Origin of the sequence: Pantoea sp. GM_Pan_3, assembly GCF_026541045.1 — a bacterium.
Classification (GTDB): Bacteria; Pseudomonadota; Gammaproteobacteria; order Enterobacterales; family Enterobacteriaceae; genus Pantoea; species Pantoea anthophila.
In genome coordinates this window covers 178,654-204,989 of record NZ_JALNVA010000005.1, presented here as the reverse complement: position 1 = coordinate 204,989, position 26,336 = coordinate 178,654, and the positions used below count along the sequence as shown (strand labels likewise).

Below are 26,336 nucleotides of genomic sequence, written 5' to 3'. Positions count from 1 at the left end.
TATTCTGACAATGCGGAGGTTGTATGATAACAGTAATTCCTGCCCTGATTGTGCTGGCACTGGTGGCTGTCTGGGCGACAGTCAAGGTCGTGCCACAAGGTTTTCAATGGACGGTTGAACGTTTTGGCCGTTATACCCGCACCCTGCAACCCGGACTGAGCCTGGTGGTGCCGTTCATGGATCGTGTCGGTCGCAGGATCAACATGATGGAACAGGTGCTGGATATCCCCTCCCAGGAGATCATCTCCAAAGACAATGCTAACGTCACCATTGATGCGGTCTGCTTTATTCAGGTCGTTGATCCGGCGCGCGCCGCCTATGAGGTCAGCAATCTTGAGCAGGCGATTCTGAACCTCACCATGACTAACATGCGCACCGTGCTGGGCAGCATGGAGCTGGATGAAATGCTCTCTCAGCGCGACAGCATTAACACCCGCCTGCTGCACATTGTGGATGAAGCGACCAATCCGTGGGGCGTCAAGATTACCCGTATAGAGATCCGCGATGTCCGTCCACCGCAGGAGCTGGTTGGCGCGATGAATGCGCAGATGAAAGCGGAGCGCACCAAACGCGCTGATATCCTGACCGCCGAAGGGGTGCGTCAGGCGGCCATCCTGCGAGCTGAAGGGGATAAGCAGTCGCAAATCCTCAAAGCCGAAGGGGAACGGACCTCGGCCTTCCTGCAGGCTGAAGCGCGTGAACGTCAGGCAGAAGCGGAAGCCAACGCCACGAAAATGGTCTCTGAAGCGATCGCCGCGGGCGATATTCAGGCGATCAACTATTTCGTCGCGCAGAAATATACCGATGCACTGCAGAAAATCGGCGAAGGGAATAACAGCAAAGTGGTGATGATGCCGCTGGATGCCAGCAGCCTGCTCGGTTCGATTGCGGGCATCGGCGAACTGCTGAAAGAAACCCGCACTGAGTCGAAACGCTGATGCTGGTCGATATCATTGCGCACCCGCACTGGTTCTGGCTGACGCTGGGAGGATTACTGCTGGCGGCGGAGATGCTGGGCACCAGCGGTTATCTGCTCTGGATCGGGCTGGCGGCGGTGCTGGTCGGTGTCTTTGAATGGTTTGTTCCGCTCAGCTGGACGGCACAGGGGGCAACGTTTGCTGTGCTGACGCTGGTCTGCGTCTTCTTATGGTATCGCTGGATGCGGCACCGCGAAGCGCATCAGGCTCCGAATGCGCTGAATCAGCGGGGGCGTCAGATGATCGGATCGACGCTGACGCTGGATACCGCCTTGCAGAATCGTACCGGACACGTGCGCATCGGAGACAGCAGCTGGCGGGTGGAGGCCGATCGGGATCTGCCAGCGGGCACCCCGGTGATCGTGGTCGGCATTGAAGGCATTACGCTGCGTATTCAGCCACGCTGAGCGCAGCACCCGGCCAGATTGTTGATAATCGGGCATTCGGCGCTCTCGTCGCCCGGACAGGCGTCTGCCAGTGCCAGCAGACGAGCCCGCATCGCGTGCAGCTCTTCAATGTGCGCGGCTATTTCTTCGGCTTTCTGCAGGGTTCGGGCTTTAACATCGGCACTGTGGCGCGAGGGATTATTAAACAGCGCTACCAGCTCACGGCACTCATCCAGCGTGAAACCCACCTGCCGCGCCTGACGTAACAGGTTCAGCTCATCAAGGTGGTGTCCGCTGTAGCTGCGGTAACCATTTTCACTGCGCACTGGCGGCGTGACCACCCCCTTCTCTTCATAAAAACGGATCGCCTTGCTGGTCAGCCCGGTCTTTTTCGCCACATCGCTGATGTTCATTTTCGTCCCCTTGACCTTCCCCTTGATGGAAGGTTTATGCTTAAGCATGAATCGAAACTGGCTTAACGGTCAAATATGTTCACCTGAGGAGCTGATTATGTCACATACCCTTTCCCTGGCCCTGGACGGCTTGTCCTGTGGACACTGCGTCAAACGCGTGAAAGAGGCACTGGAACAGCGCGACGACGTCGACCACGCAGAGGTCACGCTGCAGGAAGCCCAGGTTTCCGGTCATGCGGAGGCCGCTGCGCTGATCGCCACCGTGGAGCAGGCAGGCTATCACGCGACGCTGAAACCGGCGGACACCTTCCCAAAGTCTGAACCGTTGACAGCATCGGAGCCGCCGCCGGAGGCGCTGACAACGGATAATGCCTCGCATCCGGCAGAAAAAACCGCTCCCACTCATGTGCTGCTGATCGACGGGATGAGCTGCGCCAGCTGTGTCAGCCGGGTAGAAAAAGCACTGCAGCAGGTTGCCGGCGTCACTCAGGCGCGGGTTAACCTCGGTGAACGCAGCGCGCTGGTGCTGGGTGATGCTGATCCGCAGTCGCTGGTGGCCGCTGTCGATGCCGCAGGCTATGGCGCGCAGGTGGTTGATGATGAACAGGAGCGGCGCGAAAAGCAGCAGCAGAGCGCCCGCAGCGCGATGCGCCGCTTTAGCTGGCAGGCGACTGTCGCGCTGGCCTTTGGCGTGCCCCTGATGATCTGGGGCATGGTGGGCGACAACATGATGCTCACCGACAGCAACCACCGCCTCTGGCTGACGCTGGGCTGCCTGACCCTGCTGATCATGGTGCTTACCGGCAGCCATTTTTACCGCAGTGCCTGGCGCAGTCTGCGCAACGGCAGTGCCACCATGGATACGCTGGTGGCACTCGGCACCAGTGCGGCCTGGATCTACTCCTTCAGTGTGGTGCTCTGGCCAGGCTTTTTCCCGCCGCAGGCCCGCCATCTCTATTTTGAAGCCAGCGTCATGATTCTGGGCCTGATCAACCTGGGCCATGCCCTGGAGCAGCGCGCACGTCAGCGCTCGTCAGAAGCGCTGGAACGCCTGCTCGATCTGACCCCGGCTCAGGCGCGCCAGGTCGGCGAACAGGGTGACCAGCTGATACCGGTCAGCGCGGTGCAGCCCGGCATGCGGCTGCGTCTGGTCACGGGCGACCGGGTGCCGGTCGATGGCGACATCGCCAGCGGTGAAGGCTGGTTTGATGAGGCGATGCTGACCGGCGAAGCGGTGCCACAAAGTAAAAGCCCGGGTGCGGCGATTTTTGCCGGTACCCTGGTGCAGGATGGATCGGTGGAATTCGTCGCGAAAGCCACCGGCGAGCAGACGACCCTGTCGCGCATTATCCGGCTGGTGCGGCAGGCACAGAGCAGCAAACCCGACGTGGGCCGGCTGGCCGATCGCATCTCTGCCATCTTTGTGCCGGTGGTGGTGGTGATTGCGCTTCTCAGTGCTGCCGTGTGGTATCTGTTCGGGCCACAGCCGCAGATTGCCTACACGCTGGTGATTGCGACGACAGTGCTGATTATCGCCTGCCCCTGCGCACTGGGACTGGCGACGCCAATGTCGATCATTGCCGGTGTGGGTCGCGCCGCCGAGCTGGGCGTGCTGGTTCGTGACGCCGATGCGCTGCAACGCGCCAGCCAGATCGACACCCTGGTATTTGATAAAACCGGCACTCTGACCGCGGGTACGCCGCAGGTCAGCGATGTTCAGGCCTGGGGCAAAGCCAGCCGGGAATCGGTGATCGCAGCGGCCGCCGCGCTGGAGTTTACCTCCGGGCATCCGCTGGCCAAAGCGATTGTGGCTGAAGCGAAACTGACACAGCCTCCTGCCGTTGCGCAATTTCGTACAATACGCGGCAAAGGTGTCAGCGGCATACTGGATGGCAGAACGCTGCTGCTGGGTAATGCGGCACTGATGCAGGAGAACGGCGTCGATTGCCGGATAGCGGAAGCAGAGATTGTGCGCCTGACGCAGCAGGGCGCCACCCCTGTGTTGCTGGCTGAACAGGGTGAGCTGGTCGGATTAATCGCGCTGCGCGACAGGCTGCGACCGGAAAGCCGGGCCGCCCTCCAGCGCCTGCATCAGCAGGGTTATCGTCTGATGATGCTGACCGGGGACCACGAGACGACCGCGCGCGCCATTGCTGCCGAAGCGGGCATTGACGAGGTTATTGCAGGCGTTCTGCCGGAAGGCAAAGCGGCAGCGATTACCCAGTTACAGCAGCAGGGGCATCGCGTGGCGATGGTCGGAGACGGTATCAATGACGCGCCCGCGCTGGCGCAGGCCGACGTGGGTATTGCCATGGGCGGCGGCAGTGATGTGGCTGTCGAAACCGCAGGGATTACCATGATGCGCGCTGACCTTAACAGCGTGGCGGATGCGCTAGCCCTCTCATCGGCGACACTGCGCAATATCCGGCAGAACCTCTTCGGAGCCTTTGTTTATAACAGCATTGGTATTCCGGTGGCGGCAGGCGTGCTCTATCCGCTGACCGGCACGCTGCTCAGTCCGATTGTGGCCGGTGCGGCGATGGCGCTCTCCTCGATTACGGTGGTCAGCAATGCCAATCGCCTGCTGCGTTACCGGCCACCGCGCCCGTGATCGTTGTTCCGGCGCTGTTTTTCCCTCGCTGAAGTCGCTAGCATGGGGTTTTACATCGCAAAGGACCGGGAATGACAGGCAACCTCTGGCGCTCACTGCGCGGCTTTATCGGCCAGCTTTTCCCCGCCAGTTACCGCTGGCCGGCAATGGATGTCCGGCTTGGCGACCGTCAGCTGCATCTGGTTGGCAGCATCCACATGGGGACCCGCGACATGCAGCCGCTGCCCGCCCGCCTGTTGCGTCAGCTGCAGCAGGCTGATGCGCTGATCGTGGAAGCGGATATTACCCAGGGCGGCTCACCCTTTGATCACGCTGGCGATCGCCCTGCCCTCGCCTCCCGGCTCGATGACCAGGCGATGCAGAGGCTCAGCGCACTCTGTCAGGAGATGAGCCTGACGCTGAGCCAGTTTGATCACCTGCCTGCGTGGCAGGTGGCGCTGATGTTACAGGCACAGCAGGCGCAGAGGCTGGGATTACGGCCAGATTACGGCATTGATTATCAGCTGTTGCAGGCCGCAAAAGGTCTGAACAAACCGGTGATTGAGCTGGAAGGTGCCGATGCGCAGATCGCCCTGCTGACCGCGCTGCCCGATGACGGTATGGCCCTGTTACAGGATACGCTACTGCACTGGCACACCAATGCCCGGCTGCTGCAGATGATGGTGAGCTGGTGGCTCGATACGCCACCCCGTCAGCCAGATATCACCCTGCCCTCCACCTTCAGCCAGACGCTGAACGATACCCTGATCGGTCAGCGTAATGCGCAGTGGTGTAAAAGCCTGCAGAGTCTGGCGGCGGGCAACTATGTGGTGGCGGTGGGGGCGCTGCACCTCTATGGCGAAGATAACCTGCCTGAGATGCTGAAGAGGCCCTGAAAAAAAAGAGAGCCGATAAGATTATCGGCTCGTCAAAGAGGAATTTGTTTATGATTTTGGTTATCGCTCAGCAACCGAATTGCTGGCGCGCGGCCAATTTTCACTCAAAGAACAAAATTCCGCCACCTTTTTCCATCATTAAGCGTAATAAGATTTTTCTGACTAAGGAACCCGTATGACGCCCGCCGTAAAATTGCTGGAAAAACAGAAGGTCAGTTTTACCCTGCATCCCTATGAGCATGACAGCAACGAAACACACTTTGGTGACGAAGCGGTGCGCAAGCTCAATCTGGATGCGCGCCAGGTCTATAAAACACTGCTGGTCGCCCTTAACGGCGAGGCGAAGCAGCTGGCGGTGGCGATTACGCCGGTTTCGACGCAGCTGGATCTGAAGAAGGTGGCAAAGGCGCTGGGCGCAAAAAAAGCGGATATGGCCGACCCGCAGCTGGCACAGCGGGTCACCGGCTATCTGGTGGGGGGGATCAGCCCGCTGGGACAGAAAAAACGGCTGCCTACCGTCATCGATCACTCCGCCAGCGCGTTCAGCGCCATGTTTATCTCCGGCGGCAAACGGGGGCTGGATATCGAACTGGCACCCGGCGATCTTTCACGACTGCTGGATGCGCCGTTTGCGGATATTGCCCGCCACGATTAAACCCGTGGCTGAGCGCAGAGCTGGTCGATCATCCAGCGCCCCGCCGGACCGGGTGGCGTGCGGCGTGACCAGACCACCTCAACAGCGATATGCTGCGGCCAGCCCGGCAGCGACAGCTCTTTCAACACACCATGCCCGAATTGTTTCACCAGCCAGCGCGGCAGAATCGTCCAGCCAAATCCCTGTTCCGCCATCTCCAGCAGTAACAGATAGGTGGGCGCAGACCAGATACGCCCCATCGGTTTCGGCTGGTGCGCTTCAACCCAGGTGTTAAGCCGCAGATGCCGGACCGGCTCCAGCTGGCTTTCGCTGAGGATCTCCGCCTGTGCCAGCGGGTGATCGCGATGTAAAAAGATGGCCATCTGTGCTTCAACCTGCAGTCGCGCCACCGCGATATCCACCGGCAGATTGGGTTGCGCCCGCACGACGCCCAGATGAACCCGCCCGGCCTGCAGCAGGTCCAGCACATCCTCATCTTCCGCAATCATGCACTCCAGTTCCAGCTCCGGGTAGCGGGCATCAAGCTGTTTCAGCAGCTGTTCATGATGATCGGTTTGCCAGAAATCGGACATGGCAAAACTGAGCCGGGGCTCAACCCCCTGCGACAGGCGTATCGCCAGCGCATCCAGCCGTTCACTGGCGGCCAGAATCTGCTGAACCTGAGGCAGCACGCGGTGCCCCTGTTCCGTCAGGATGGGCTGACGACCGGCACGGTCAAACAGCGCAAAGCCGAGATCGTCTTCTAAACTGGCCACCGCTGCACTGATGGTGGACTGGCTTTTGCCCAGCGCGCGCGCAGCCGCAGAAAAGGAGCCGCTCGCCACCGTCTGCATAAAAGCCTCAAGGGATTCCGGGGAGTATCGCATTCGTTCCATCGCTTTTTCCGATAGGTGTTCATTTTATCTTAGCATTCTGCGATGGGAAAATGCGCCGCATGATTGAAGGAGAAAACACAATGCGTACCCGCTCACTTAAAGAACGTATTCTTCATGCCGTCTGTTTTGAGACGCTGGCGATTCTGACCGTTTCGCCGCTGGCGGCCTGGGTGATGAATAAACCGCTGTTTCAGATGGGATCGCTGGCGATTATGCTTTCAACCGCGGCGATGCTGTGGAACATGATCTACAACGCCGGGTTTGATCGGATCTATGCGCCGGGCGAGAAACGCGGGCCTGTCGTGCGTGCCGTTCATGCGCTGGGATTTGAAGGTGGCTTTATCCTGATCGGTCTGCCGATTGCCGCCCTGATGCTGGATATTACCCTGTGGCAGGCGTTTCTGGTGGAAGTGGCCTTTTTCCTCTTCTTCCTGCCGTTTACCCTCGCTTATAACTGGGGCTGGGATCAGCTGCGCGCCCGCTGGATCAGGCGTCGCCACTGCCGGGCATGAGAAAATCGGGAGGCGCAGACGCCTCCCGGTGCGTTCAATGCGTGCGGGCTGTTTCGTTCCCCCACGGCCAGATCCACGCCAGAATCATTTTCGGGTAGTTACGCTTACGCGCTTTTTCGGCCGCTTCATCCCGCGCCCGGATCTGCTCATCGGTCAGATGCACGATCTGGCCTTTGGGCTGATAGTCACTGGCTTTAAGCGGCGAATGGGCGTGAATCCACTCACGCAGTACCTGCGCATCCACCGCTCCGCTGTTGCGATAGCCCGCGTGGTTATCCAGACGCGGATAACCGTCGCCGCCTGCCGCATTAAAGCTGTTGGTCGCCATACGATAGTGCTGCGTCTCCTGCAGCGGCTTGCCGTTGATCATGACGTCGCTGACCTGCTTTCCATCCGCGGTCAGGCTGATCCCGGCAAACTGGGCGTAGCCCCCCGTGTCCGGCTGAATATTGGCAACCACATCCAGATATTTTTTAATCTCCGCGCCGGTCAGGCTGACAGAGACCACCTGATTGCCAAACGGCTGAACCTGCAGCAGATCGCGCCAGCTGAGCTTGCCCGATTTCAGCGAGGTGCGAATGCCACCGCCGCTCATCACGGCAAAATCCGCCTGCGTGTGCGCCATCTGGGCGCGCAGAATCAGCTGGCCGAGGTTGGTCTGCTCAAAGCGAACCTGCTCTTTTTCACCGCTGAAGTCGCCGTCGGCGCTGCCGACATTGACGGTTAACTTCGCCTCCGCCCGCTTCTGGAACGGCATCAGCAGTTTCATCATCGCACTGTTTTTAGGGATCTCCTCCTGCCAGGTGAGCCAGGTTTCGCTGCCATCGGCATTTTTCACCCGGTGTTTAAGATTCACCGGCACCAGCTGATACGCCTCCAGCGTCACCTGACCGTTGCGGAAGGTAAAATCGCCGCGTCCGACATATCTGCCCCACTTGTCGGCCTGCATAATCCAGATGCCATTTTGCTTATCAGGCTGACATGGCTGGCCAGGCTGATAATTTTTCACGCTGACGTTCTCTTTTTCCATACAGACGGCGTCATGCGAATGCCCGCCGACAATCAGATTGATTGTCCCGGCGGGCAGGCTGCGCGCCAGGGTGACATCGTCAATGCCGTTGCTGCCATGGTTGCCATCGTCATAGTGACCAAGATGGGTCAGCGCGATAATCACATCCGGCTTCTCTGTGGCGCGCAGTTCGGCCACCGCCTTCACGGCTTCAGCAATCGGATCGCGGAAGTCGGTATCTTTCAGTCCTTCAGGGTTAGCCAGCTTCGCCGTGTCAGGCGTGATCAGCCCGACAACCGCGATTTTCAGTCCGAGACGGTTAAAGACCGCCCAGGGTTTAAACATCCGCTGACCGGTGCTTTTCTGATAGACGTTGGCAGCCAGCAGCGGGAAGCGCGCCCACTTCTCCTGCTTACGCAGCACCGCAATCGGCTTATCAAACTCATGATTGCCCAGCGCCATGGCGTCATAACCAATCAGGTTCATCGCCCGAAAATCAGGTTCTGCATCCAGCTCGTCAGACTCCGGCACCCCGGTGTTCACATCCCCGGCGGAGAGGATCAGTGCGCCGCCGCCTCTGGCCTGCACGTCATAGCGCATCGTGTCCATCAGCGTTTTCTGTGCCGCCAGACCATATTCGCCCTGTTCATTGAACCAGAAATGGCCATGCTCATCGTTTGTGTGCAGCACGCTGAAGCGATAGCTGCGGTCGGCCTGGGCGGCCTGTGAAAACAGCGGAAACAGCGCCACCAGCAGCGCGACGCCCGCCCCTGTCCATTTTGAAAACACCACTGACATTCTCCTTAATTTTCCCCTGGCCCGAATTCCCGGCCGCATTGCCCCACTGTGTCGCACATTCTCCCGGCGAACTCAAGGCCAATGCGCATCACGCCAGCTGCACCGGTTCGCGCAATGCCGCCAGCAGAACCGGGGGCAGGCACCGTATCGCAGGCTCCCTGTCTGCCAGCGTCACCTTAACCGGCCGTTCGCTCTATTGTTAACTGATTGTTTACTCCTGCAAAAAGAGGGGCTGGCGGGCTTTAGCCGCTCTGAGAGGCTATTTACCGGCTATTTGCGTCAGACTCCCGGTATTTACTCATGATAATTTTTATTTATCCTGCTCTGTCTGAACCGCAAACTCAGCCAGTATTGCCGATAATGAGCAGAAATGGCCTTCCGATTGTGTAATTGGCTTTTTTTCCGGTTTTTTTACGCTATTCCCGCAAATTGCTCAGCGGAAGGTGTGATTTTACATTAAACTCGTTTGTTACAAGCGGATACATTTGCATACAAGGAGACAGGCATGCATCACACCACCCCGTTGATCACTACCATTGTCGGAGCGCTGGTTCTGGCATTTCTCCTTGGGATGCTGGCGAATCGCCTGCGTATCTCCCCGCTGGTCGGTTACCTGATGGCCGGCGTGCTGGCCGGCCCCTTTACCCCTGGTTTCGTTGCCGATACCAATCTGGCCCCTGAACTGGCTGAACTCGGCGTTATCCTGCTGATGTTCGGTGTCGGCCTGCACTTCTCAATGAAAGATCTCATGTCGGTAAAGTCGATCGCCATTCCCGGCGCCATCGCGCAGATCGCCGTCGCGACCTTACTGGGAATGGGATTGTCCTGGACGCTGGGCTGGTCATGGATGACCGGCCTGGTCTTTGGCCTCTGCCTCTCTACCGCCAGTACCGTGGTGTTGCTGCGCGCGTTAGAGGAGCGACAGCTGATCGATAGCCAGCGCGGGCAGATTGCGATTGGCTGGCTGATTGTTGAAGATCTGGTGATGGTGTTGACGCTGGTGCTGCTGCCTGCGATTGCCGGCATGATGGAACAGGGCAACGCCAGCGCCGGCCTGCTGGCCTGGGATCTGCTGTGGACCATCGGCAAAGTGGCGGCCTTTATGGTGCTGATGATGGTCGTGGGACGCCGGGCTGTGCCCTGGATCCTCGCCCGCAGCGCGGCGACCGGTTCACGTGAACTCTTTACCCTGGCCGTGTTAGCCCTGGCGCTGGGTATCGCGTTTGGCGCGGTTGAATTTTTCGATGTCTCGTTTGCGCTGGGTGCGTTTTTCGCCGGTATGGTGCTCAACGAGTCCGAACTGAGCCACCGCGCGGCACGCGATACCCTGCCGCTGCGCGATGCCTTTGCGGTGCTGTTCTTCGTCTCGGTGGGGATGCTGTTTGACCCTTCCATTCTGGTAACGCAGCCGCTGGCCGTGCTGGGTGCGCTGGTGATTATTGTGGTCGGCAAGTCAGTCGCCGCCTGGCTGCTGGTGTCACTACTCGGCCATTCGCGTCGCACGGCGCTGACCATTTCGGTCAGTCTGGCGCAGATCGGTGAGTTCGCCTTTATCCTGGCGGGTCTGGGTATCTCACTCGGCCTGCTCAGCGATGAGGGGCGCAACCTGGTGCTGGCCGCCGCTATTCTGTCGATTATGCTCAACCCGATTCTGTTTACCCTGCTGGAGCGTTTTCTGGCGAAAACCGAAACCATGGAAGAGCAGACGCTGGAAGAGGCCATCGAAGAAGAGAAGCAGATTCCCGTCGATTTCTGCAATCACGCGGTGATTGTTGGTTATGGCCGGGTGGGCAGCCTGATTGGTCAGAAGCTGCTGGAGGCGAATGTGCCACTGGTGGTGGTTGAAAACTCCCGTCCGCGGGTCGAAGCGCTGCGCGAGCAGGGTATCAAAGCGGTGCTGGGCAACGCGGCCCGCGCTGAAACCATGGAACTGGCACGACTGGACTGCGCCCGCTGGCTGTTACTCACGATCCCGAATGGCTATGAGGCGGGTGAAGTGGTCACCGCCGCGCGTGAAAAACACCAGAACATTGAGATTATCGCCCGCGCCCACTACGACGATGAAGTGGAATACATCATGGAACGCGGTGCATCCCGCGTCGTGATGGGTGAGCGTGAGATCGCCAGCAGCATGCTGCAGATCCTGCAGGATGAGATGACGCAGGGCGAGGATTTACAGCCCTGCGATGTAGTACGCTGAAGCCTGTTTAACAAGTCCCGGCAAATTACTGACATATCCCATTCAGGGTGAATTTTACAGCAACGAATAAACTCAACGCGCAGGGAACATGGTCAGAGGAGGAAAGCGTCCCGCACCAGGGATGGTGCGGGCCGAGCGGCCAGGGATGGCTTAAGCGACTTTCCGATCTGACCATGTTCCCTAAGCAGGCCCGATCTCACCGCTAAACGAGCCAGACGCTGACAGTCATTTAAGGCCCTGCTGTTCAGAAGGGCCTTTTTTTATATCCTGTCGCGACCCGCTTTACCGATCCCAGTAGGACTCTTCCAGGCTGTCCTCGCGTTCCGGCAGTCCGCGGGTTAAACGCGGCGAATGCTGGTTCAGCACCTGATAGCTGACACGGTTGGCGTACTTACACACCTGCGCCAGCGACGAGTAGGTCAGATAAGGACGCGCATGTTTACTGGAGTTGGGCACGTTCAGACTGTGATAGGTGTTGGCGGTAATATCATGCAGTAACGCCGCCAGCGCCCCATCCCCCGCGCCGTTGGTGTTCATGATCTTCTCCGGGCCGCCCATATAAGGCGCGATATGCGAGAAGATACGCAGCGGCTGCTGGCAATCCTGCTGGCGCATCACCCGGCTGAACTCATACTGATTGAACTCCGCAATCGCGCCAGGCAGCAGCGGATGGTTGGTTTTGCGTTTGAACTCTTCCTCGGTGTACCCCGCCATATAGAGCCCGATTGGGCCAGCGGTACAGAGCACCAGATCCACCCACTCCAGCGCCATATCCGCGGCGAGCAGCGGATCGGACTCCCCGGTCAGTGCCAGCGCTTCCTCTTCATTCATCGCCACGATGCTGACATGGTCACGCAGGAAGTCACGCCAGAACTGAGGGTTGTCGCCAATCACATGTTTGGTGCCCAGCGTCAGCACCACCGGCACATGATGGCGTTTGGCATACTCAATCGCGCGCAGCGTCGCCTGCGGCATCGGCTCACCCTCGGCACAGCGCACCAGATAGGAGGTGAGAACCAGCGCCGAGGCCCCGGCAATTACGTCTTCCGGCACACTATCCGGATGAAGCTGATTCATCTGACCGGGGCTGATAGCAAAGGTGCGCTCGCCATGCTCGCCAATCAGCGTGAAGCAGCGACCGATCGCGCCATCCACTCCCTGAAGGAAGTTGAGATCTACCCGGCTTGAGGTGTTGCAGAGATAGCGATAGGCGTAGCCGCCAATCTGGATGTTGTTACACATCACGCCCAGCAGGACCGAGCGATCATCGGCCAGCACCGAGAAGTTATGCAGCGTATTACCGATGGTGCCACCGGCAAACTGATGGGTGATGAGCCCGTCACGCATCAGCTCGCTGTACAGCGCTTCCGCGACATCATTGTCGATGACCAGTGAATGCCCGGCACTCAGGCCGTATCGTGACAGAAAAGCGTCATCGACTTTTGCTTCGATATCCACCAGCGTCTGGTCGATACCCACCACCCAGCTGCCCGCATCAACGTCGGTCTGAGTCGGCTGTAACAGGGGATCGCGTGCGCTGACGGGAAAGTAGTGTTTAGATTTGCGTTTGCCGGGAAATTTCATCGGAAGTGCCGTATGGAAAAACAGGCGGAGAATGATATCACACTCTCCGCCTCTGCTTTAACGACGTGCGTTGACCAGTTGCACCATCATGTCGATGTGCGCGTCATCCGCGTTCAGTGCGGGAATGTACTCAAACTTTTCGCCGCCGGCATGCATGAAGATTTCGCAGTTTTCACCACTGATCTCCTCCAGCGTCTCCAGGCAGTCTGACGAGAAGCCCGGGCTCATCACCTGAACATGTTTAATCCCCTTCGCAGGCAGGCTTTCCATCGTTTTGTCGGTGTAGGGCATCAGCCAGGGCTCACGACCAAAACGCGACTGGAAGGTCATCATGTACTGATCCTCACGCAGGCCGAGCGCTTTCACCAGGGCCGCTGTGGTATCCGCGCAGCGCTGCGGATAGTCATCACCTTCGTTGGCAAAGCGCTGCGGAATGCCGTGGAAGGATAACACCAGCAGATCGGGCTGGCCGTGCCGCGCAAAGGATTGCTCGACAGAGGCTTTCAGCGCGGCGATATAGGCCGGATGCTCGGCGTAGTCGCGGATAAACTGCACCTCAGGCAATGAGCGATACGCTCTGAAGACGCTGGTCAGGCCATCCCACACCGCCGCCACGGTGGAGCAGGAGAACTGCGGATAGAGCGGCAGCACAATCAGGCGGGTCACGCCCTGCGCCATCAGCTTATCCACGGCGCTTTTCAGGCTGGGATTGCCGTAGCTCATACCCAGTTCAACCGGCATATCGATGCGGGCCGCCAGGGCGTCGCGCTGACGCTGGCTATAGACCAGCAACGGCGATCCCCCTTCCATCCAGACCGAAGCGTAAAGCTTCGATACGCGCGGTGAGCGAAACGGCAGAATGACGGCATTGAGAACCGGCCACCAGAGCCAGCGCGGCGCATCGACCACGCGAGGATCGCTTAAAAACTGTTTCAGATAACGTTTAACAGCAGGTGTGGTAGGGGCGTCTGGCGTACCTAAATTAACCAGTAACACGCCGGGCTTATCTTGCCTCATTGGAGTTCCTTGATAACAACGGGGATGCGTGAAAACAGGGAAATTGTAGCGGAATTAGTGGGAGGTAAAAGCAATTACTGCAAAAGGGGCCGGTAATCCCGGCCCCGGTGAGCTTAGCCCAGAATCTTAGCCAGCTCAGCACTCACTTCGGACACCTTACGGGTGCCGTCAATTTTGTGATAGGCGGTGTTGCCCGCTTCCGCTTCTTTGCTGTAGTAAGCAATCAGCGGCGCGGTCATCTCATGGTATTCCACCAGACGCTTACGCACGGTCTCTTCCTGATCGTCTTTGCGCGTGGTGAGCTCTTCACCGGTCACATCATCTTTGCCTTCCACTTTCGGTGGATTGAAGGTGACGTGATAGACGCGGCCTGACGGCGCATGCACGCGACGACCCACGATACGTTCGACGATCAGTTCGTCCGGTACAGCGAACTCCAGCACGTGATCAACGGTGATCCCGGCTTCTTTCATTGCATCCGCCTGAGGAATGGTGCGCGGGAAACCGTCCAGCAGGAAACCGTTTTTGCAATCTTCCTGGGTGATACGCTCTTTAACCAGCGCAATCACCAGCTCATCGGTCACCAGTTTGCCAGCATCCATGATGGCTTTCGCCTGGTTGCCCAACTCGCTGCCTGCTTTCACTGCTGCACGCAACATGTCGCCAGTGGAGATTTGCGGAATGCCGTACTTCTCCATGATGAATTGGGCCTGAGTCCCCTTACCTGCGCCCGGAGCTCCGAGCAGAATAATACGCATTGCGTAAATCCCCTTGCGAATCGCATTGATCTATCTTGAAGGCGAAGAACATACCATTATGACCCGCTCATCACAAGGAAGGGCGCGGATCGCTCAGGGCTACTTTACTGGCTTTATGGCGCGAAACCAGACCCGGCTGGTCTGCCTGACGCTTTTTCAGATTTCATGCCGGTGCCGAGCAAATACTGCAGCCGGCGGCTCAGATAATGGGTCATATTCACGCTTTTTTTACCGCTGCCGCGCACGTTGGCATTCAGCTGCAGCCGCGCCTGCTGCGGCCACTTCACCACGTCATCGGCGTCCGACAGCCTGGCGAACAGCGGTGCCGGGAGCGTAAAGCTGGCAAAGGGCAGACCGGGCTGATGGCTGGAGTTGAGCGACAGCGGCCCTGAAAGTGAAAGCGCATCGACGGTGGCGGCATTGTAAGGCCGCCACTGCGGATCGTTGAGGCGATGCAGCGCCTCGTCGATGGCGGGCAGCGCCAGCCCCTGTTCAAACAGACGCAGTTCACTGCGTACCAGGGTGCTGAAGTCGTGCGTTCTTAGCGCCACCAGCACCAGATCGCCGCAGATCTCCGCATGCCTATCCAGTCGGGTCACAAACAGACGGGCTTCGTCGATCAGTTTGTGATGCAGCACGCTGGCGAAGCTCTCGCTCGCTTCCGTCACGCCGTGGCGCTGGCACTCCCGCAGCGGGCGCACCCGGCCATCCGGTAAATCGACGTGCGGCACCAGCGTGATGTTACCGGCGATCAGGGGGATCGCGGGCAGAACGCTGAGTTCGGTAACCGGATAGTGTGAGGCGTAGCGGGTCTGATTGCGCGTCTGCTCCTGGCGCAGAAACAGCTGAGAGAGCAGCACCTGAGCCACATGCAGTGAGGGGGTAAAGAAGAGGTCAAACTGCTCAAGTTTATAATAACGTGACAGCGCCAGGCGCAACCGATGACGCGCCTCTTCAGACGTTTCAGAGGATAAAGGGCCGTTTGCCATGGCAGTCTCGCTTGAATAATAGTGTGGCGTGAACGCAGGTGAAGCCAGGCGGAATAGCTGTGGAAAATCACAGATAAAAGGATGAGTCAACCCGCCAGAATTTGTCCTGTAGAGTAGGCCAATGCGGCTGGACTTTAAAATGATATAAATTGACAATCCCTGTTAGATTTTTGCACAGGGGATAAGGATGAACGGACTGCCGCCACTGAGAGCGCTTCACTATTTCCACCAGGCAGCCCTGCACAGCAGCTTCAGCGTGGCGGCTGAACATCTGCACGTCACGCACAGTGCTATCAGCCATCAGATTCGCCAGCTGGAGAGCTGGATGGGCAAACCGCTGTTTGTCCGCACCAATGGCCGCGTAAAGCTGACGGCACATGGCGACCGGCTGCTGCTGAGCTGTCAGCAGGCATTCAGTGAATTACGCAGCAGCTGTGAAAATATCCGCACCGGTCTGCTTCAGCAGATTCGCATCTCCTGTGCCCCCAGTTTTTTATCGCAATGGCTGATCCCCCGCATCTCCAGCTTCTATCAGCGCTATCCGGAGATTGAGGTTCACTTTCAGCCGCTGGCTCAGGTTCCTCAACTGCGCAGCGAGCATGTGGATGTGCTGATCCTCAGCCATAGTGAATCACCTGAACCCGATATTGACGCGATGCTGGTGAGCGAGGATGAGAGCGGACCGCTCTGCGCCCCGCATTTCGCTTCACAGTTGCGGGTGGGCGAAGATTTATCGGCAATGCCGTTGCTGCATGCGGATACCAGTCTCCACGCCTGGTCAGAATGGGCCTCAAAGGCAGGGGTCAGTGGCCGCTTCAGCAGCGGTAAGCACTTTGAGACGCTGACGCTGGCTATTCAGGCGGCACGCAGTGGTCTGGGCGTGCTGATGGCGCCACGTCTGCTGGTTCGGCGGGAGCTGGAGGAGGGATCGCTGATCGCCCCACTCGGCTTTGTCCCGACCGATCGGGCAACATGGATGATGACGAAGCAGAGTCGCCGTGACGACAGCGAGATCACCCTGTTTCGGGACTGGCTGCGGGATGCCGCACAGCCATAAAAAAAGCCGGTGATGATCACCGGCTTGATGTTGTTGACTCTGCTCTGAACTGCCCTGCTCTACTCTGCTCGGCTCTGCTGTCAGATCGAGTTAGCACAGGGAACACGGTCAGATCGGAAAGACGCAAAAGCCGTCATCCCTGACACGCTCGACCCGCGCCATCCCTGGCGCGGGACGCTTTCCTCTTCTGACCGTGTCCCCTGCGCAGCGGGTGCAGGCGTTGCGGTCAGAATCATCCTGCTTTGGCTTTATCAGCCGACTGAGACCGGTGAAAATACCGGTCTGAGGGTTTAAGCCGTCAGCAGCTGATTCATGCGACGGATAAACTGGTTTGGATCGTCAAGGGTGCCGCGCTCAGCCAGCAGTGCCTGATCCAGCAGCAGCTCAACCCACTCACCGAAGCGTGCTTCATCCTGAGTATCGGCAACACGTTTCACCAGCGGGTGATCCGGGTTGATTTCGAACAGGTACTTCACTTCCGGTACCTCTTGTCCGGCCGCGGCAAACAGCTTCGCCATCTGCGTGGTCATCTCGTTGGCGTCGGTCGTGACAATGGCGGGTGTGTCGGTCAGACGGTGAGTCAGACGTACTTCTTTCACGCGCTCACCCAGCAGATTTTTCACCCGCTCAACAAATGGCTCCAGCGCTTTTTCCGCCTCTTTCTGCTCTTCGGTCTCTTCATCGGCCAGCTTGCTCAGCGACTCGTCCGCTTTGCTCACTGACTGGAAGGTTTTCCCGTCAAACTCGGTGAGGTAGCTCATCATCCATTCGTCGATGCGATCGGAGAGCAGCAGCACCTCAATGCCTTTTTTGCGGAACAGCTCCAGATGCGGGCTGCTCTTGGCAGCGGCATAGCTGTCAGCAGTGATGTAGTAAATCTTCTCCTGACCTTCCACCATGCGGCTGACGTAATCTTCCAGCGAAACGGTCTGTGCCGCGCCGTCGCTCTGGGTGGTCGCGAAACGCAGCAGCTTCGCGATCGCTTCCTGATTCGCGTGATCTTCTGCCGGGCCCTCTTTCAGCACCAGACCGAACTCTTTCCAGAAGGTCTGATACTTCTCACTGTCATCTTTCGCCAGTTTTTCCAGCATCTGCAGGGTACGTTTGGTCAGCGCACCGCGCAGGCTCTGCGTGACGCGGCTGTCCTGCAGGATCTCACGGGAGACGTTCAGTGGCAGATCGCTGGAGTCAATCAGGCCGCGTACAAAGCGCAGGTAGTTCGGCATAAACTGCTCAGCGTCATCCATGATAAAGACGCGCTGTACATAGAGTTTCAGGCCATGCTTCTGATCGCGGTTCCACATATCGAACGGCGCACGCGCCGGAATGTAGAGCAGGCTGGTATATTCCTGCTTACCTTCCACCCGATTGTGGCTCCACGCGACCGGATCGCTGAAGTCGTGGGCGATGTGCTTGTAGAACTCGTTGTACTCTTCATCGCTGATGTCAGATTTGTTGCGGGTCCACAGCGCCTGGGCTTTGTTGATCTTCTCCCAGTGCGTCGTGTCGCTCTCTTCATCTTTGCTTTCGATCTCAACCGGCAGCGCGATGTGATCGGAGTACTTGCTGATGATGTTGCGAACGCGCCAGACATCCAGGAACTCATCTTCGCCTTCGCGCAGATGCAGGGTGATCTCGGTCCCGCGGTCGGCTTTCTCAATCTCCGCCAGGGTATATTCACCCTCGCCTGCTGACTCCCAGAAAACCCCTTCATCGGCTGAGGCGCCCGCGGCACGGGTACGCACGGTCACTTTATCCGCCACGATAAAGGCGGAGTAGAAGCCCACGCCAAACTGACCGATCAGCTGGCTGTCTTTCGCCTGGTCAGAACCCAGGGATTCGAGGAAAGATTTGGTGCCTGATTTGGCGATAGTCCCGAGGTTCTCAATCACCTCATCACGACGCATACCGATACCGTTGTCGCTCAGCGTCAGGGTACGGTTGTCCTTATCAACAGAGAGACGAACGTGCAGCTCGCCATCACCTTCATACAGGCTGGAATCTGACAGGGCGCGGAAGCGCAGTTTGTCTGCCGCATCCGAGGCGTTGGAGATCAGCTCACGCAGGAAAATCTCTTTGTTTGAATAGAGAGAATGGATCATCAGGTGCAGAAGTTGTTTTACTTCCGACTGAAAGCCACGGGTCTCTTGTCCTTTCATGGTCATTGCTACCTCAACAAAACAGGTTGAACAAACGTTGAGGTTGATGTGGGGATGACGGGGGGATTTTCAAGCCGGTGTCTGTCACAACACCGGCAAGTGATTAAAATTTAAACTTCTGGCGACCCGCCAGTGAATGGGAGAGCGTGGTGCCATCGACCATCTCCAGCTCACCGCCCACCGGCACGCCGTGCGCGATTCGGCTGGCGCTGACGCCATACTGGCCACAGAGCTCCGCGATATAGTTCGCGGTCGCCTCACCTTCCACCGTCGGGTTGGTGGCGAGGATCACTTCCTGCAGGGTTTCACTCTCCAGACGCTGCTCCAGACGATCCAGACCGATGTCGGCCGGACCGATCCCGTCGAGCGGCGAGAGATGGCCCATCAGGACAAAGTAGCGACCGCCAAACTGGCCGGTCTGCTCAATGGCGTGGATATCCGCCGGGCTTTCCACCACGCAAATCTGACCGTTCTGCTGACGCCGTGGGTTGGCGCAGATCGTGCAGATTTCCTGCTCGGTGAAGGTGCGGCAATCGGCACAGTGACCAATTTCCGACATCGCCCGGGTCAGCGCCTGTGCCAGCCGCATGCCCCCGCTGCGATCGCGCTGCAGCAGCTGAAACGCCATGCGCTGAGCCGACTTCGGCCCCACGCCGGGCAGACAGCGCAGCGACTCCATCAATGATTCAAGCAGTGGGCTGGTTTGCATCAGAATGGCATCTTAAAGCCTGGCGGCAGCTGCATGCCTGAAGAGACAGAAGCCATCTTCTCTTTCTGGGTTTCGTCAATGCGACGTGCGGCATCGTTGAACGCTGCGGCAACCAGATCTTCCAGCATGTCTTTATCATCTTCCAGCAGGCTGGGATCGATTTCCACGCGACGGCAGTTGTGCGCGCCGTTAATGGTGACTTTTACCAGGCCAGCACCGGACTCACCAGTCACTTCAAGCGCGGCGATCTCTTCCTGAACTTTGGCCATTTTGTCCTGCATCTGCTGGGCCTGTTTCATCAGGTTGCCCAATCCGCCTTTACCACCAAACATAGTTTTCTCTCTCAGCTAAGGCTACAACGCTATCGTGACGATAGCAGCAGCGTGTTCAAACAGGTCGGATACTCTCCTCATCCAGATCGGCATCGAAAAATCGCTGTAGCGTCTGGATGTGGGTATCACAGGTGATCGACTGACGCGCCTGCGCCAGTTTCTCTTCGTAAATGGCCTGACGCCACTCCAGTGGCGTCAACACCGATGAATTATCGTCTTCAACCACCGAGAGTTCAACTCTCTGCCCGGCGTGCTGACTCAGCGCCTCGCTTAACACCTGCTGCGCCGACGCTGAATTAAGATGCCGCTGGCTGCTGCGCAGATGCAGGCAGACGCCGCTTTCGGTCACCTCTTTCCACGCGTTTAAGGCCAGCTGCTGAACCAGCTTCGGCAGCGGCAGGAGAGCGATTTCTGCGGCCCAGGGATCGCGCTGCTGCGCCTCTTCCGCCAGACGCGCCGCCAGCTCAGGGGTTTTCTCATGCTCCAGCGCAGAACGCAAGGCCTTTGGCGTCGCCACCGGCTCCGCCACTTCCTCCGTCTGATTCACCGCCTTCCAGCGGTACGCTTCCTCTTTTACCGGCGTGGAAGGCTCGCGATCGCGGATCCGCTGCTGACTGCGCTCGGTAACGGAAGCCAGCCGCTCCAGCGCGGAGTTGGCCGGCCGCGCACCTGGCGCCGCCGGCTCACTCTTTTTTGGTTTGTTCGCTCCCTGACGCAGCAACTGAGTGCGCGCCTGCAGGAGCTGGCTGGTGGAACTCGACAGCGCGCTGTCTGGTGCGGCATCGGGCGGTGACGAACGCGGTGGCTCCGCGTCGGGGGCCGCCATCTGTGGCTGCGCCGCAACCGGCTGCGGCGTTGCTGCTGGCTGTGGCTGTGGCTGTGCCGTCTGCGGCTGTGGCTGTGGCTGTGGCTGCGCCGTCTGCGGCGGTGTCGCAGCGGCCGGTGACGGCGTGGCCGGTTGTCGGGCGGCTGGTGCCGCTGATGTCGATCCCGCAGCCGAGCTTTGTGCCGGGGCCACTGGCGACATCTGCTCGGTTAATGCGGGACGCGCAATGGGTTCCGCCACGGCGGCTTTCGGATGAAACGCCAGTGCACGCAGCAGCGTCATCTCCACCCCCATGCGGCGGTCGGGCGCAATCGGCAGATCCTTGCGCCCCATCAGCAGGGTCTGATAGTAGAGCTGCAGATCGGCGGGCGGCACCACCCGGGCCAGTTCCCGCAAACGAAGCGCGCTGCTCTCGTCATCATCGTTGAGTGAGGCGGGCAGCAGTTGCACCATCGCAATCTGATGCAGCAGGCGCAGCATTTCTACCAGCAGCGCCTCCCACTCGACGCCGCGAGACGCCGCCTGACTCAGCAGGTTCATCACCTGCTGACCGTCACCCTCGACCAGCGCCTCCAGCAGCCCCAGCGGCTGCTCATCATCCAGCGTGCCAAGCATGACGCTGACCGTGCTGCTGGTCACCGCCCCCTGCCCCATGGCAATGGCCTGGTCAGTGAGGCTCAGCGCATCGCGCATACTGCCATCGGCAGCCCGTGCCAGGAGTTGCAGCGCACGGGTTTCACTCTCAATCTGTTCCTGCTTCAGGACATGCTCAAGCTGCTGACGGATTTGATCGACATCCAGCGCCTTGAGGTGAAACTGCAGACAGCGCGAGAGGATGGTCACCGGCAGTTTCTGCGGATCGGTCGTGGCCAGTAAAAACTTAACGTGTGAAGGCGGCTCTTCCAGCGTCTTTAACAGCGCATTGAAGCTGTGACGCGACAGCATGTGCACTTCATCGATCAGATAGACTTTGAAGCGGCCACGTGCCGGGGCGTACTGCACGTTGTCGAGCAGATCGCGGGTGTCTTCAACTTTGGTGCGTGATGCGGCGTCAATCTCGATCAGATCGACAAACCGGCCCTGCTCGATTTCCCGACAGTTGTCACACTGACCACAGGGGGTCGCGGTGATACCGGTTTCGCAGTTAAGGCCTTTGGCCAGCAGACGCGCAATGGTGGTTTTCCCGACGCCGCGGGTGCCGGAGAAGAGATAAGCATGATGGATGCGTCCCAGAGACAATCCATTCGCCAGCGCGGTCAGAACATGTTCCTGACCGACAACATCAGCAAAAGCCTGGGGACGCCATTTTCGCGCAAGTACCTGATAGCTCATGTGGATTCGACGAAGTTGGATGGAAAGATGAGCGCAGACGCTCTGCAACCCCTGTATAAGATTGCAGTAGTCTATCAGCTACGCTTTTGCCTGGCACTCGTTATCTTGACGCCAGGGGCGTGACGGCCTCGCGCGGGAGCAAGGCCGGAAGAGTGGCTTAGTGGCCGGGGAATTTAACCAGGCTGTAGCTCTCAACGCCCAGGGCAGTCAGACGCGATTCACCGGTCAGGTCGAACAGATTGATGATGAACGCCGCGTCTTTCACTTCACCGCCTGCACGACGAATCAGTTTCACTGTCGCTTCGATCGTGCCGCCGGTCGCCAGCAGGTCATCGACCACCAGCACCACATCGCCAGGCTGAATCGCATCTTTGTGCAGTTCCAGCTGATCGGTGCCGTACTCCAGCTCATAGGCTTCGCTGTAGGTTTCACGAGGCAGTTTGCCCGGCTTACGCACCGGCACAAAACCGACGCCGAGGCCCAGCGCCACCGGTGCGCCAAACAGGAAACCGCGCGCTTCCGTGCCGACCACTTTGGTGATGCCTTTATTACGGTAACGCTCAACCAGCAGCGCAATCGACGCGGCATAGGCTTTGGGATCTTCCAGCAGGCTGGTGACATCGCGGAACAGGATGCCTGGCTTAGGATAATCGGGGATGCTTTTGATGCTGTTTTTAATGAATTCAAGCTGCTGCGCAGTGTCGGTCATGATGATACGCCTGGTAAAAAATTCTGTTTCGCGCAGCTTCAAAAGCGCTAATACCTGGTAAAAGGCTCAGCGGAAGTTAATTCACAAAGGGAAGCCACGCACGAAGACGCCCAAATCTAAGCAAATGACCGGCTAATTGCAACTTTATCCGGGTGGCGGCGGTGCGTCCGCTGTTTCTGCCACCACCGGAATCCGCCACATAAACAGCAGCAGTGCGGCCAGCATGATCAGCAGCATGACGCGAACCCAGACCTGGTGCACCAGAAACAGGGAGAGGCTAAAGGTCGCCACGATCAGACAGATGGCACGCACTTTGGCACCCGGCGGCATGGCGCGATGCTGCTGCCAGTGGCGCAGATAGCGGCCAAAAGGCGATTTCCACAGCAGCCAGTGATGAAAGCGCGGCGATGAGCGGGCGAAACACCAGGCTGCCAGCAGCATGAATGGCGTGGTAGGTAATAAAGGTAATACAATGCCCAGCGTTCCCAGCACAATGGCCAGCCAGCCGAGGGTTAATAACAGAATGCGTTGCATAAATGCCGCCCAGCTCTTTCTTCATCTGCTTACGTTAGCACAGTTGAGCGTGCCGCGATGAGGGCGATCGCTATTCAGCAGCGATTGCAGCAGCTTATTCTCACCCTGCGTGAGACCCTGGCACGTCACCCGGACGGCGTCTGCCGCCTGCCACGTTTTGACAACCAGCTGTTCCACACCAAAGGCACCCGGCTGGCGGATTATCTGCAGGAAGTGGAGCTGAATTTCGCCCGTCTGTGCGACAGCAGCCAGGATCTGTCTCGCAGCCGCTGGCTGGCGGAACGCCTGGTCGATCAGATTGCGGCTCTGCAACGTGAGGTGGGTACCCAGCAGTTGCGTCTGCGACGTGAACAGCCGGTGAAGGGACCCGCCCCGACAAAATATCAGGAGTACCGTGAATTTGAGCGGCGTCTGCTGGCGATGATCGATCAGCGTGAGCAGCGTCTGGCCCTGGCGGAAACCCTGATGATTCAGCAGCAGCTGAAGCAGGAGCTGGAAACGTTAGAGGGTCGGCTGGCTCGCTGCCGTCAGGCGATTCGCTCGGTGGAGTGGGCGGCCTCACTGCGCGGCAGCGATTAAAGCGCGGCGCGACAAAAGCGCTTCTATACTGGGTGTGATTCTGCGCGGAGAAGAACAATGGGCTTATTCACCTGGCTGTTATGTGGGCTGCTGCTGGGGTTGCTGAAACGTCTGCTGCTGCCGGGACGCCCTGGCGGGCTGGTGGCCACCCTGACACTGTCGATGATCGGCGCCCTGATTGGCGGCTATATTGCGACGTACTTTGAACTGGGTTCACTGGCCACGGTGCACATCGGCGCGCTGGGGATGGCCATTGCAGGTGCGCTGCTGATGTTGCTGGTCGTGGCCCGATTACGTATATAGGAGAAGCGATGTCACTGGAAAATGCTCCTGACGACGTCAAACTGGCCGTCGATCTGATTCAGCTGCTGGAAGAGCATCAACTGCCGGTGGAGACGGTGCTCTCAGCGCTGGCCATGGTGCAGCGCGACTTCGAGAACAAACGCGACCGTCAGCCCGATTAATGGCGGGCGGTCAGCGTCGGGCTGAGGCACAGCATATCAATGAAGGCATTTACCAGCGTCGGCGCGTCGGCGGCTAAATCAAAGCTCTCTGGCGCGAACAGCCAGCTTTCCATCATGCCGTTGACATACCCACGCAGAATAATGGCGGCCTGCCGCGTGCTGAGCGTGCCCGGAAGCTGTTCCGCTTCAATACACTGACGCAGGACATCTTCGATTTTGTCGTAGCACTCCAGCAACAGGCTCTGCTGCATACTCTTCATCGCCGACATTTCGCCAACAAATTCGCATTTGTGGAAAATGATCTCCATCAAGGCGCGGCGCTGAGGATCCTTTGCTGTCGCTTCAAAGATATAGACCAGCATTGCACGCAACACAGAGAGTGGATCACCAGGGTATTTTGTCTGATACTCAAGTTCCACATCATCCAGACCGGCATCACAACGAAGCCATATTTCATGTAAGAGATCGGCTTTATTTTTGAAGTGCCAGTAGATTGCCCCGCGCGTCACACTGGCAGCGGTTGCAATATCGGCCAGAGACGTGGCTGAGACGCCCTGCTGCGAAAACAGAACAAGGGCGGCATCAAGAATTTGATGCCGCGTTTCAAGTGCTTGCGCTTTGGTTTTTCGTGCCATAGGGGGCTTTTTTTACAAACGGGTAAGTTTACATACATTTGTGAATGTATGTACCATAGCACGACCTGCGACTTGACACAGCAATGGGTTTTTCAGTTTGTGATCCATTGACCAATTGATATCGGACACTAGAGGTTTATTTATGAATAAAATCAGAGGATTATCGCCTCTGGCGGCCGTCCTGATGCTATCAGGCAGCTTTTTGTTAACAGGATGTGACAACAATAAATCCGAACAAGCCGCCCAGCAACCGCCAGAAGTGGGTGTCGTGACCCTGAAAACTGAACCCCTGAAAATTTCGACTGAACTTCCAGGCCGTACCTCAGCCTATCGCGTGGCTGAAGTACGTCCGCAGGTTTCCGGTATCATTCTCAAGCGTAACTTTATTGAAGGCAGTGATATCAAAGCCGGTCAGTCTCTCTATCAGATCGACCCGGCCACCTATCAGGCTGCTTATGACAGCGCGAAAGGCGATTTAACCCAGGCGCAGGCCAATGCCCGCATCGCTCAGCTGACCGTTAAGCGTTACAAGCCACTGCTCGGCACGAAATATATCAGTCAGCAGGATTACGACACGGCGGTTGCCACGGCTGCGCAGAATGACGCAGCGGTCCAGGTGGCAAAAGCCAACGTGGAAACGGCCCGCATTAATCTGGCCTACACCAAAGTCACCTCCCCTATCAGTGGCCGCATCGGCAAATCGTCAGTCACCGAGGGTGCGCTGGTTCAAAGCGCCCAGACCACCGCGCTGGCGACCGTGCAACAGCTTGACCCGATGTATGTCGATGTGACCCAGTCGAGCGAAGATTTCATGCGCTTACGTTCAGAGCTGGAGTCAGGTCAGCTGAAGCAGACCGATGGCAAAGCCAGCGTGACCCTGCTGATGCAGAACGGCAACACTTTTGCGCAGAAGGGAACACTGGAGTTCTCTGACGTCACCGTCGATGAGACCACCGGCTCCATCACCCTGCGTGCCATTGTCCCGAACCCGGACCATACCCTGTTACCGGGCATGTTTGTGCGCGCGCGTCTGGAGGAAGGGACCAATCCGAATGCGTTGCTGGTTCCGCAACAGGCGGTCACCCGCACGCCAACAGGCCAGGCGACGGTCATGGTGGTCGGCGCAGACAACAAAGTTGAATCGCGTCAGGTCACAACCTCACAGGCGATTGGCGACAAATGGTTAGTCACCGACGGCGTTAAAGCGGGTGAACGTGTGATCAGCACAGGTCTGCAGCGAGCCAAGCCGGGCGCACAGGTTACCCCACAAGAAGTCTCAGACGATGCGAAAGCGGCACCCGATTCTAAGCCGCAGTCTGACAAGTCATCGTCATAACAGGA

26 protein-coding genes and 1 other annotated feature are annotated in these 26,336 nt (G+C 58.4%); of the genes, 12 read left to right on the top strand and 14 right to left on the bottom strand.

Annotation, left to right across the window (positions count from 1 at the left end; translation table 11 throughout):
* Positions 1–23 precede the first annotated feature (23 nt).
* Positions 24–938: an SPFH domain-containing protein gene (locus tag OXR04_RS15785; protein ID WP_009091604.1), complete on the top strand. Its 915-nt coding sequence runs from the start codon at positions 24–26 to the stop codon at positions 936–938.
* Positions 938–1,384, top strand: a complete 447-nt coding sequence (locus OXR04_RS15780; protein ID WP_058956351.1) for an NfeD family protein — start codon at positions 938–940, stop codon at positions 1,382–1,384. The genes OXR04_RS15785 and OXR04_RS15780 overlap by 1 nt, the downstream gene beginning before the upstream one ends.
* On the opposite strand, the gene cueR is transcribed toward OXR04_RS15780, so the two are convergent.
* Positions 1,372–1,776 carry a Cu(I)-responsive transcriptional regulator gene (gene cueR, locus OXR04_RS15775; RefSeq protein ID WP_009091609.1) on the bottom strand — a complete coding sequence of 135 codons (405 nt, stop codon included), beginning with the start codon at positions 1,774–1,776 and terminating at the stop codon, positions 1,372–1,374. The genes OXR04_RS15780 and cueR overlap by 13 nt on opposite strands.
* 97 nt (positions 1,777–1,873) lie before the next feature.
* Between cueR and copA the strand changes: the two genes are divergently transcribed.
* From copA to ybaK, 3 genes are all read left to right on the top strand, one after another.
* The gene (gene copA / locus OXR04_RS15770; RefSeq protein WP_267372008.1) at positions 1,874–4,387 is read left to right on the top strand and encodes a copper-exporting P-type ATPase CopA; all 2,514 of its coding nucleotides are present in this window, start codon (positions 1,874–1,876) and stop codon (positions 4,385–4,387) included.
* Positions 4,388–4,458: 71 nt separating this feature from the next.
* Entirely contained in the window at positions 4,459–5,262 is an 804-nt protein-coding gene (locus OXR04_RS15765) for a TraB/GumN family protein (protein WP_009091613.1), read from the top strand.
* A gap of 175 nt (positions 5,263–5,437) precedes the next feature.
* A complete protein-coding gene (gene ybaK / locus OXR04_RS15760) occupies positions 5,438–5,917 on the top strand; it encodes a Cys-tRNA(Pro)/Cys-tRNA(Cys) deacylase YbaK (protein ID WP_111207342.1) in 480 nt (159 codons plus the stop codon).
* Here the strand turns inward: ybaK and OXR04_RS15755 are convergent.
* A complete protein-coding gene (locus OXR04_RS15755; RefSeq protein ID WP_009091617.1) occupies positions 5,914–6,783 on the bottom strand; it encodes a LysR family transcriptional regulator in 870 nt (289 codons plus the stop codon). The two genes, ybaK and OXR04_RS15755, sit on opposite strands and share 4 nt — an antisense overlap.
* Positions 6,784–6,872: 89 nt before the next feature.
* Between OXR04_RS15755 and OXR04_RS15750 the strand changes: the two genes are divergently transcribed.
* Positions 6,873–7,304 carry a multidrug/biocide efflux PACE transporter gene (locus OXR04_RS15750; protein ID WP_009091619.1) on the top strand — a complete coding sequence of 144 codons (432 nt, stop codon included), beginning with the start codon at positions 6,873–6,875 and terminating at the stop codon, positions 7,302–7,304.
* 34 nt (positions 7,305–7,338) lie between these two features.
* Here the strand turns inward: OXR04_RS15750 and ushA are convergent, their stop codons facing one another.
* Positions 7,339–9,111 (bottom strand): bifunctional UDP-sugar hydrolase/5'-nucleotidase UshA, encoded by a 1,773-nt coding sequence (gene ushA, locus OXR04_RS15745; RefSeq protein WP_267372010.1) that lies wholly within the window; start codon positions 9,109–9,111, stop codon positions 7,339–7,341.
* A gap of 505 nt (positions 9,112–9,616) precedes the next feature.
* On the opposite strand from ushA, the gene ybaL reads away from it, so the two are divergent.
* Positions 9,617–11,311, top strand: a complete 1,695-nt coding sequence (gene ybaL / locus OXR04_RS15740) for a YbaL family putative K(+) efflux transporter (protein WP_009091623.1) — start codon at positions 9,617–9,619, stop codon at positions 11,309–11,311.
* A gap of 282 nt (positions 11,312–11,593) precedes the next feature.
* On the opposite strand, the gene OXR04_RS15735 is transcribed toward ybaL, so the two are convergent.
* From OXR04_RS15735 to OXR04_RS15720, 4 genes are all read right to left on the bottom strand, one after another.
* Positions 11,594–12,895, bottom strand: a complete 1,302-nt coding sequence (locus tag OXR04_RS15735) for an inosine/guanosine kinase (RefSeq protein WP_267372012.1) — start codon at positions 12,893–12,895, stop codon at positions 11,594–11,596.
* A 57-nt stretch (positions 12,896–12,952) separates the two neighbouring features.
* Positions 12,953–13,912: a ferrochelatase gene (hemH, locus tag OXR04_RS15730; protein WP_267372014.1), complete on the bottom strand. Its 960-nt coding sequence runs from the start codon at positions 13,910–13,912 to the stop codon at positions 12,953–12,955.
* Positions 13,913–14,025: 113 nt separating this feature from the next.
* The gene (gene adk, locus OXR04_RS15725) at positions 14,026–14,670 is read right to left on the bottom strand and encodes an adenylate kinase (protein WP_009091630.1); all 645 of its coding nucleotides are present in this window, start codon (positions 14,668–14,670) and stop codon (positions 14,026–14,028) included.
* 113 nt (positions 14,671–14,783) lie between these two features.
* Positions 14,784–15,659 carry a DUF6024 family protein gene (locus OXR04_RS15720; protein WP_267372016.1) on the bottom strand — a complete coding sequence of 292 codons (876 nt, stop codon included), beginning with the start codon at positions 15,657–15,659 and terminating at the stop codon, positions 14,784–14,786.
* Positions 15,660–15,846: 187 nt separating this feature from the next.
* Between OXR04_RS15720 and OXR04_RS15715 the strand changes: the two genes are divergently transcribed.
* On the top strand, positions 15,847–16,716 hold the full coding sequence (locus tag OXR04_RS15715; protein ID WP_267372018.1) for a LysR substrate-binding domain-containing protein: 870 nt from the start codon (positions 15,847–15,849) through the stop codon (positions 16,714–16,716).
* Positions 16,717–17,006: 290 nt separating this feature from the next.
* Here OXR04_RS15715 and htpG read toward each other — a convergent pair whose 3' ends face one another.
* The 6 genes from htpG to OXR04_RS15685 all read right to left on the bottom strand — a co-directional run bounded on the left by htpG (position 17,007) and on the right by OXR04_RS15685 (position 23,317).
* Positions 17,007–18,881, bottom strand: a complete 1,875-nt coding sequence (gene htpG / locus OXR04_RS15710) for a molecular chaperone HtpG (protein ID WP_033736390.1) — start codon at positions 18,879–18,881, stop codon at positions 17,007–17,009.
* Between the two features lie 97 nt (positions 18,882–18,978).
* Positions 18,979–19,584, bottom strand: a complete 606-nt coding sequence (gene recR, locus OXR04_RS15705) for a recombination mediator RecR (protein WP_046101370.1) — start codon at positions 19,582–19,584, stop codon at positions 18,979–18,981.
* Positions 19,584–19,916: a YbaB/EbfC family nucleoid-associated protein gene (locus OXR04_RS15700; protein WP_009091641.1), complete on the bottom strand. Its 333-nt coding sequence runs from the start codon at positions 19,914–19,916 to the stop codon at positions 19,584–19,586. The genes recR and OXR04_RS15700 overlap by 1 nt, the downstream gene beginning before the upstream one ends.
* A gap of 55 nt (positions 19,917–19,971) precedes the next feature.
* Positions 19,972–22,074, bottom strand: coding sequence for a DNA polymerase III subunit gamma/tau (gene dnaX, locus OXR04_RS15695; protein ID WP_267372023.1), 2,103 nt, complete (start codon positions 22,072–22,074; stop codon positions 19,972–19,974).
* Positions 20,569–20,630: a sequence feature (DnaX frameshifting element), on the bottom strand. It overlaps the preceding gene by 62 nt.
* Positions 22,075–22,231: 157 nt before the next feature.
* Positions 22,232–22,783, bottom strand: a complete 552-nt coding sequence (apt, locus tag OXR04_RS15690; RefSeq protein WP_009091646.1) for an adenine phosphoribosyltransferase — start codon at positions 22,781–22,783, stop codon at positions 22,232–22,234.
* A gap of 144 nt (positions 22,784–22,927) precedes the next feature.
* Complete coding sequence (locus OXR04_RS15685; protein WP_009091649.1) at positions 22,928–23,317, bottom strand: DUF454 family protein; 390 nt, start codon at positions 23,315–23,317, stop codon at positions 22,928–22,930.
* 57 nt (positions 23,318–23,374) lie between these two features.
* Between OXR04_RS15685 and OXR04_RS15680 the strand changes: the two genes are divergently transcribed.
* From OXR04_RS15680 to rsmS, 3 genes are read left to right on the top strand one after another with little or no spacing between them, the layout of a single operon-like run.
* Positions 23,375–23,896 (top strand): primosomal replication protein, encoded by a 522-nt coding sequence (locus OXR04_RS15680; RefSeq protein ID WP_058956358.1) that lies wholly within the window; start codon positions 23,375–23,377, stop codon positions 23,894–23,896.
* A gap of 57 nt (positions 23,897–23,953) precedes the next feature.
* Positions 23,954–24,199, top strand: a complete 246-nt coding sequence (locus OXR04_RS15675; RefSeq protein WP_046101367.1) for a membrane protein — start codon at positions 23,954–23,956, stop codon at positions 24,197–24,199.
* Positions 24,200–24,207: 8 nt separating this feature from the next.
* Positions 24,208–24,360 (top strand): pleiotropic regulatory protein RsmS, encoded by a 153-nt coding sequence (gene rsmS / locus OXR04_RS15670; RefSeq protein WP_009091656.1) that lies wholly within the window; start codon positions 24,208–24,210, stop codon positions 24,358–24,360.
* Here the strand turns inward: rsmS and acrR are convergent.
* The gene (gene acrR / locus OXR04_RS15665) at positions 24,357–24,995 is read right to left on the bottom strand and encodes a multidrug efflux transporter transcriptional repressor AcrR (RefSeq protein ID WP_009091658.1); all 639 of its coding nucleotides are present in this window, start codon (positions 24,993–24,995) and stop codon (positions 24,357–24,359) included. The genes rsmS and acrR overlap by 4 nt on opposite strands.
* Before the next feature lie 142 nt (positions 24,996–25,137).
* On the opposite strand from acrR, the gene OXR04_RS15660 reads away from it, so the two are divergent.
* Entirely contained in the window at positions 25,138–26,331 is a 1,194-nt protein-coding gene (locus OXR04_RS15660) for an efflux RND transporter periplasmic adaptor subunit (protein WP_009091659.1), read from the top strand.
* Positions 26,332–26,336 lie beyond the last annotated feature (5 nt).

What these genes read in the sequence shown, in the direction of transcription:
- OXR04_RS15785 (WP_009091604.1), top strand. Translation starts at nt 24, where the DNA reads ATGATAACAGTAATTCCTGCCCTGATTGTGCTGGCACTGGTGGCTGTC.
- OXR04_RS15780 (WP_058956351.1), top strand. Translation starts at nt 938, where the DNA reads ATGCTGGTCGATATCATTGCGCACCCGCACTGGTTCTGGCTGACGCTG.
- cueR (WP_009091609.1), bottom strand. Translation starts at nt 1,776, where the DNA reads ATGAACATCAGCGATGTGGCGAAAAAGACCGGGCTGACCAGCAAGGCG.
- copA (WP_267372008.1), top strand. Translation starts at nt 1,874, where the DNA reads ATGTCACATACCCTTTCCCTGGCCCTGGACGGCTTGTCCTGTGGACAC.
- OXR04_RS15765 (WP_009091613.1), top strand. Translation starts at nt 4,459, where the DNA reads ATGACAGGCAACCTCTGGCGCTCACTGCGCGGCTTTATCGGCCAGCTT.
- ybaK (WP_111207342.1), top strand. Translation starts at nt 5,438, where the DNA reads ATGACGCCCGCCGTAAAATTGCTGGAAAAACAGAAGGTCAGTTTTACC.
- OXR04_RS15755 (WP_009091617.1), bottom strand. Translation starts at nt 6,783, where the DNA reads ATGCGATACTCCCCGGAATCCCTTGAGGCTTTTATGCAGACGGTGGCG.
- OXR04_RS15750 (WP_009091619.1), top strand. Translation starts at nt 6,873, where the DNA reads ATGCGTACCCGCTCACTTAAAGAACGTATTCTTCATGCCGTCTGTTTT.
- ushA (WP_267372010.1), bottom strand. Translation starts at nt 9,111, where the DNA reads ATGTCAGTGGTGTTTTCAAAATGGACAGGGGCGGGCGTCGCGCTGCTG.
- ybaL (WP_009091623.1), top strand. Translation starts at nt 9,617, where the DNA reads ATGCATCACACCACCCCGTTGATCACTACCATTGTCGGAGCGCTGGTT.
- OXR04_RS15735 (WP_267372012.1), bottom strand. Translation starts at nt 12,895, where the DNA reads ATGAAATTTCCCGGCAAACGCAAATCTAAACACTACTTTCCCGTCAGC.
- hemH (WP_267372014.1), bottom strand. Translation starts at nt 13,912, where the DNA reads ATGAGGCAAGATAAGCCCGGCGTGTTACTGGTTAATTTAGGTACGCCA.
- adk (WP_009091630.1), bottom strand. Translation starts at nt 14,670, where the DNA reads ATGCGTATTATTCTGCTCGGAGCTCCGGGCGCAGGTAAGGGGACTCAG.
- OXR04_RS15720 (WP_267372016.1), bottom strand. Translation starts at nt 15,659, where the DNA reads ATGGCAAACGGCCCTTTATCCTCTGAAACGTCTGAAGAGGCGCGTCAT.
- OXR04_RS15715 (WP_267372018.1), top strand. Translation starts at nt 15,847, where the DNA reads ATGAACGGACTGCCGCCACTGAGAGCGCTTCACTATTTCCACCAGGCA.
- htpG (WP_033736390.1), bottom strand. Translation starts at nt 18,881, where the DNA reads ATGACCATGAAAGGACAAGAGACCCGTGGCTTTCAGTCGGAAGTAAAA.
- recR (WP_046101370.1), bottom strand. Translation starts at nt 19,584, where the DNA reads ATGCAAACCAGCCCACTGCTTGAATCATTGATGGAGTCGCTGCGCTGT.
- OXR04_RS15700 (WP_009091641.1), bottom strand. Translation starts at nt 19,916, where the DNA reads ATGTTTGGTGGTAAAGGCGGATTGGGCAACCTGATGAAACAGGCCCAG.
- dnaX (WP_267372023.1), bottom strand. Translation starts at nt 22,074, where the DNA reads ATGAGCTATCAGGTACTTGCGCGAAAATGGCGTCCCCAGGCTTTTGCT.
- apt (WP_009091646.1), bottom strand. Translation starts at nt 22,783, where the DNA reads ATGACCGACACTGCGCAGCAGCTTGAATTCATTAAAAACAGCATCAAA.
- OXR04_RS15685 (WP_009091649.1), bottom strand. Translation starts at nt 23,317, where the DNA reads ATGCAACGCATTCTGTTATTAACCCTCGGCTGGCTGGCCATTGTGCTG.
- OXR04_RS15680 (WP_058956358.1), top strand. Translation starts at nt 23,375, where the DNA reads ATGAGGGCGATCGCTATTCAGCAGCGATTGCAGCAGCTTATTCTCACC.
- OXR04_RS15675 (WP_046101367.1), top strand. Translation starts at nt 23,954, where the DNA reads ATGGGCTTATTCACCTGGCTGTTATGTGGGCTGCTGCTGGGGTTGCTG.
- rsmS (WP_009091656.1), top strand. Translation starts at nt 24,208, where the DNA reads ATGTCACTGGAAAATGCTCCTGACGACGTCAAACTGGCCGTCGATCTG.
- acrR (WP_009091658.1), bottom strand. Translation starts at nt 24,995, where the DNA reads ATGGCACGAAAAACCAAAGCGCAAGCACTTGAAACGCGGCATCAAATT.
- OXR04_RS15660 (WP_009091659.1), top strand. Translation starts at nt 25,138, where the DNA reads ATGAATAAAATCAGAGGATTATCGCCTCTGGCGGCCGTCCTGATGCTA.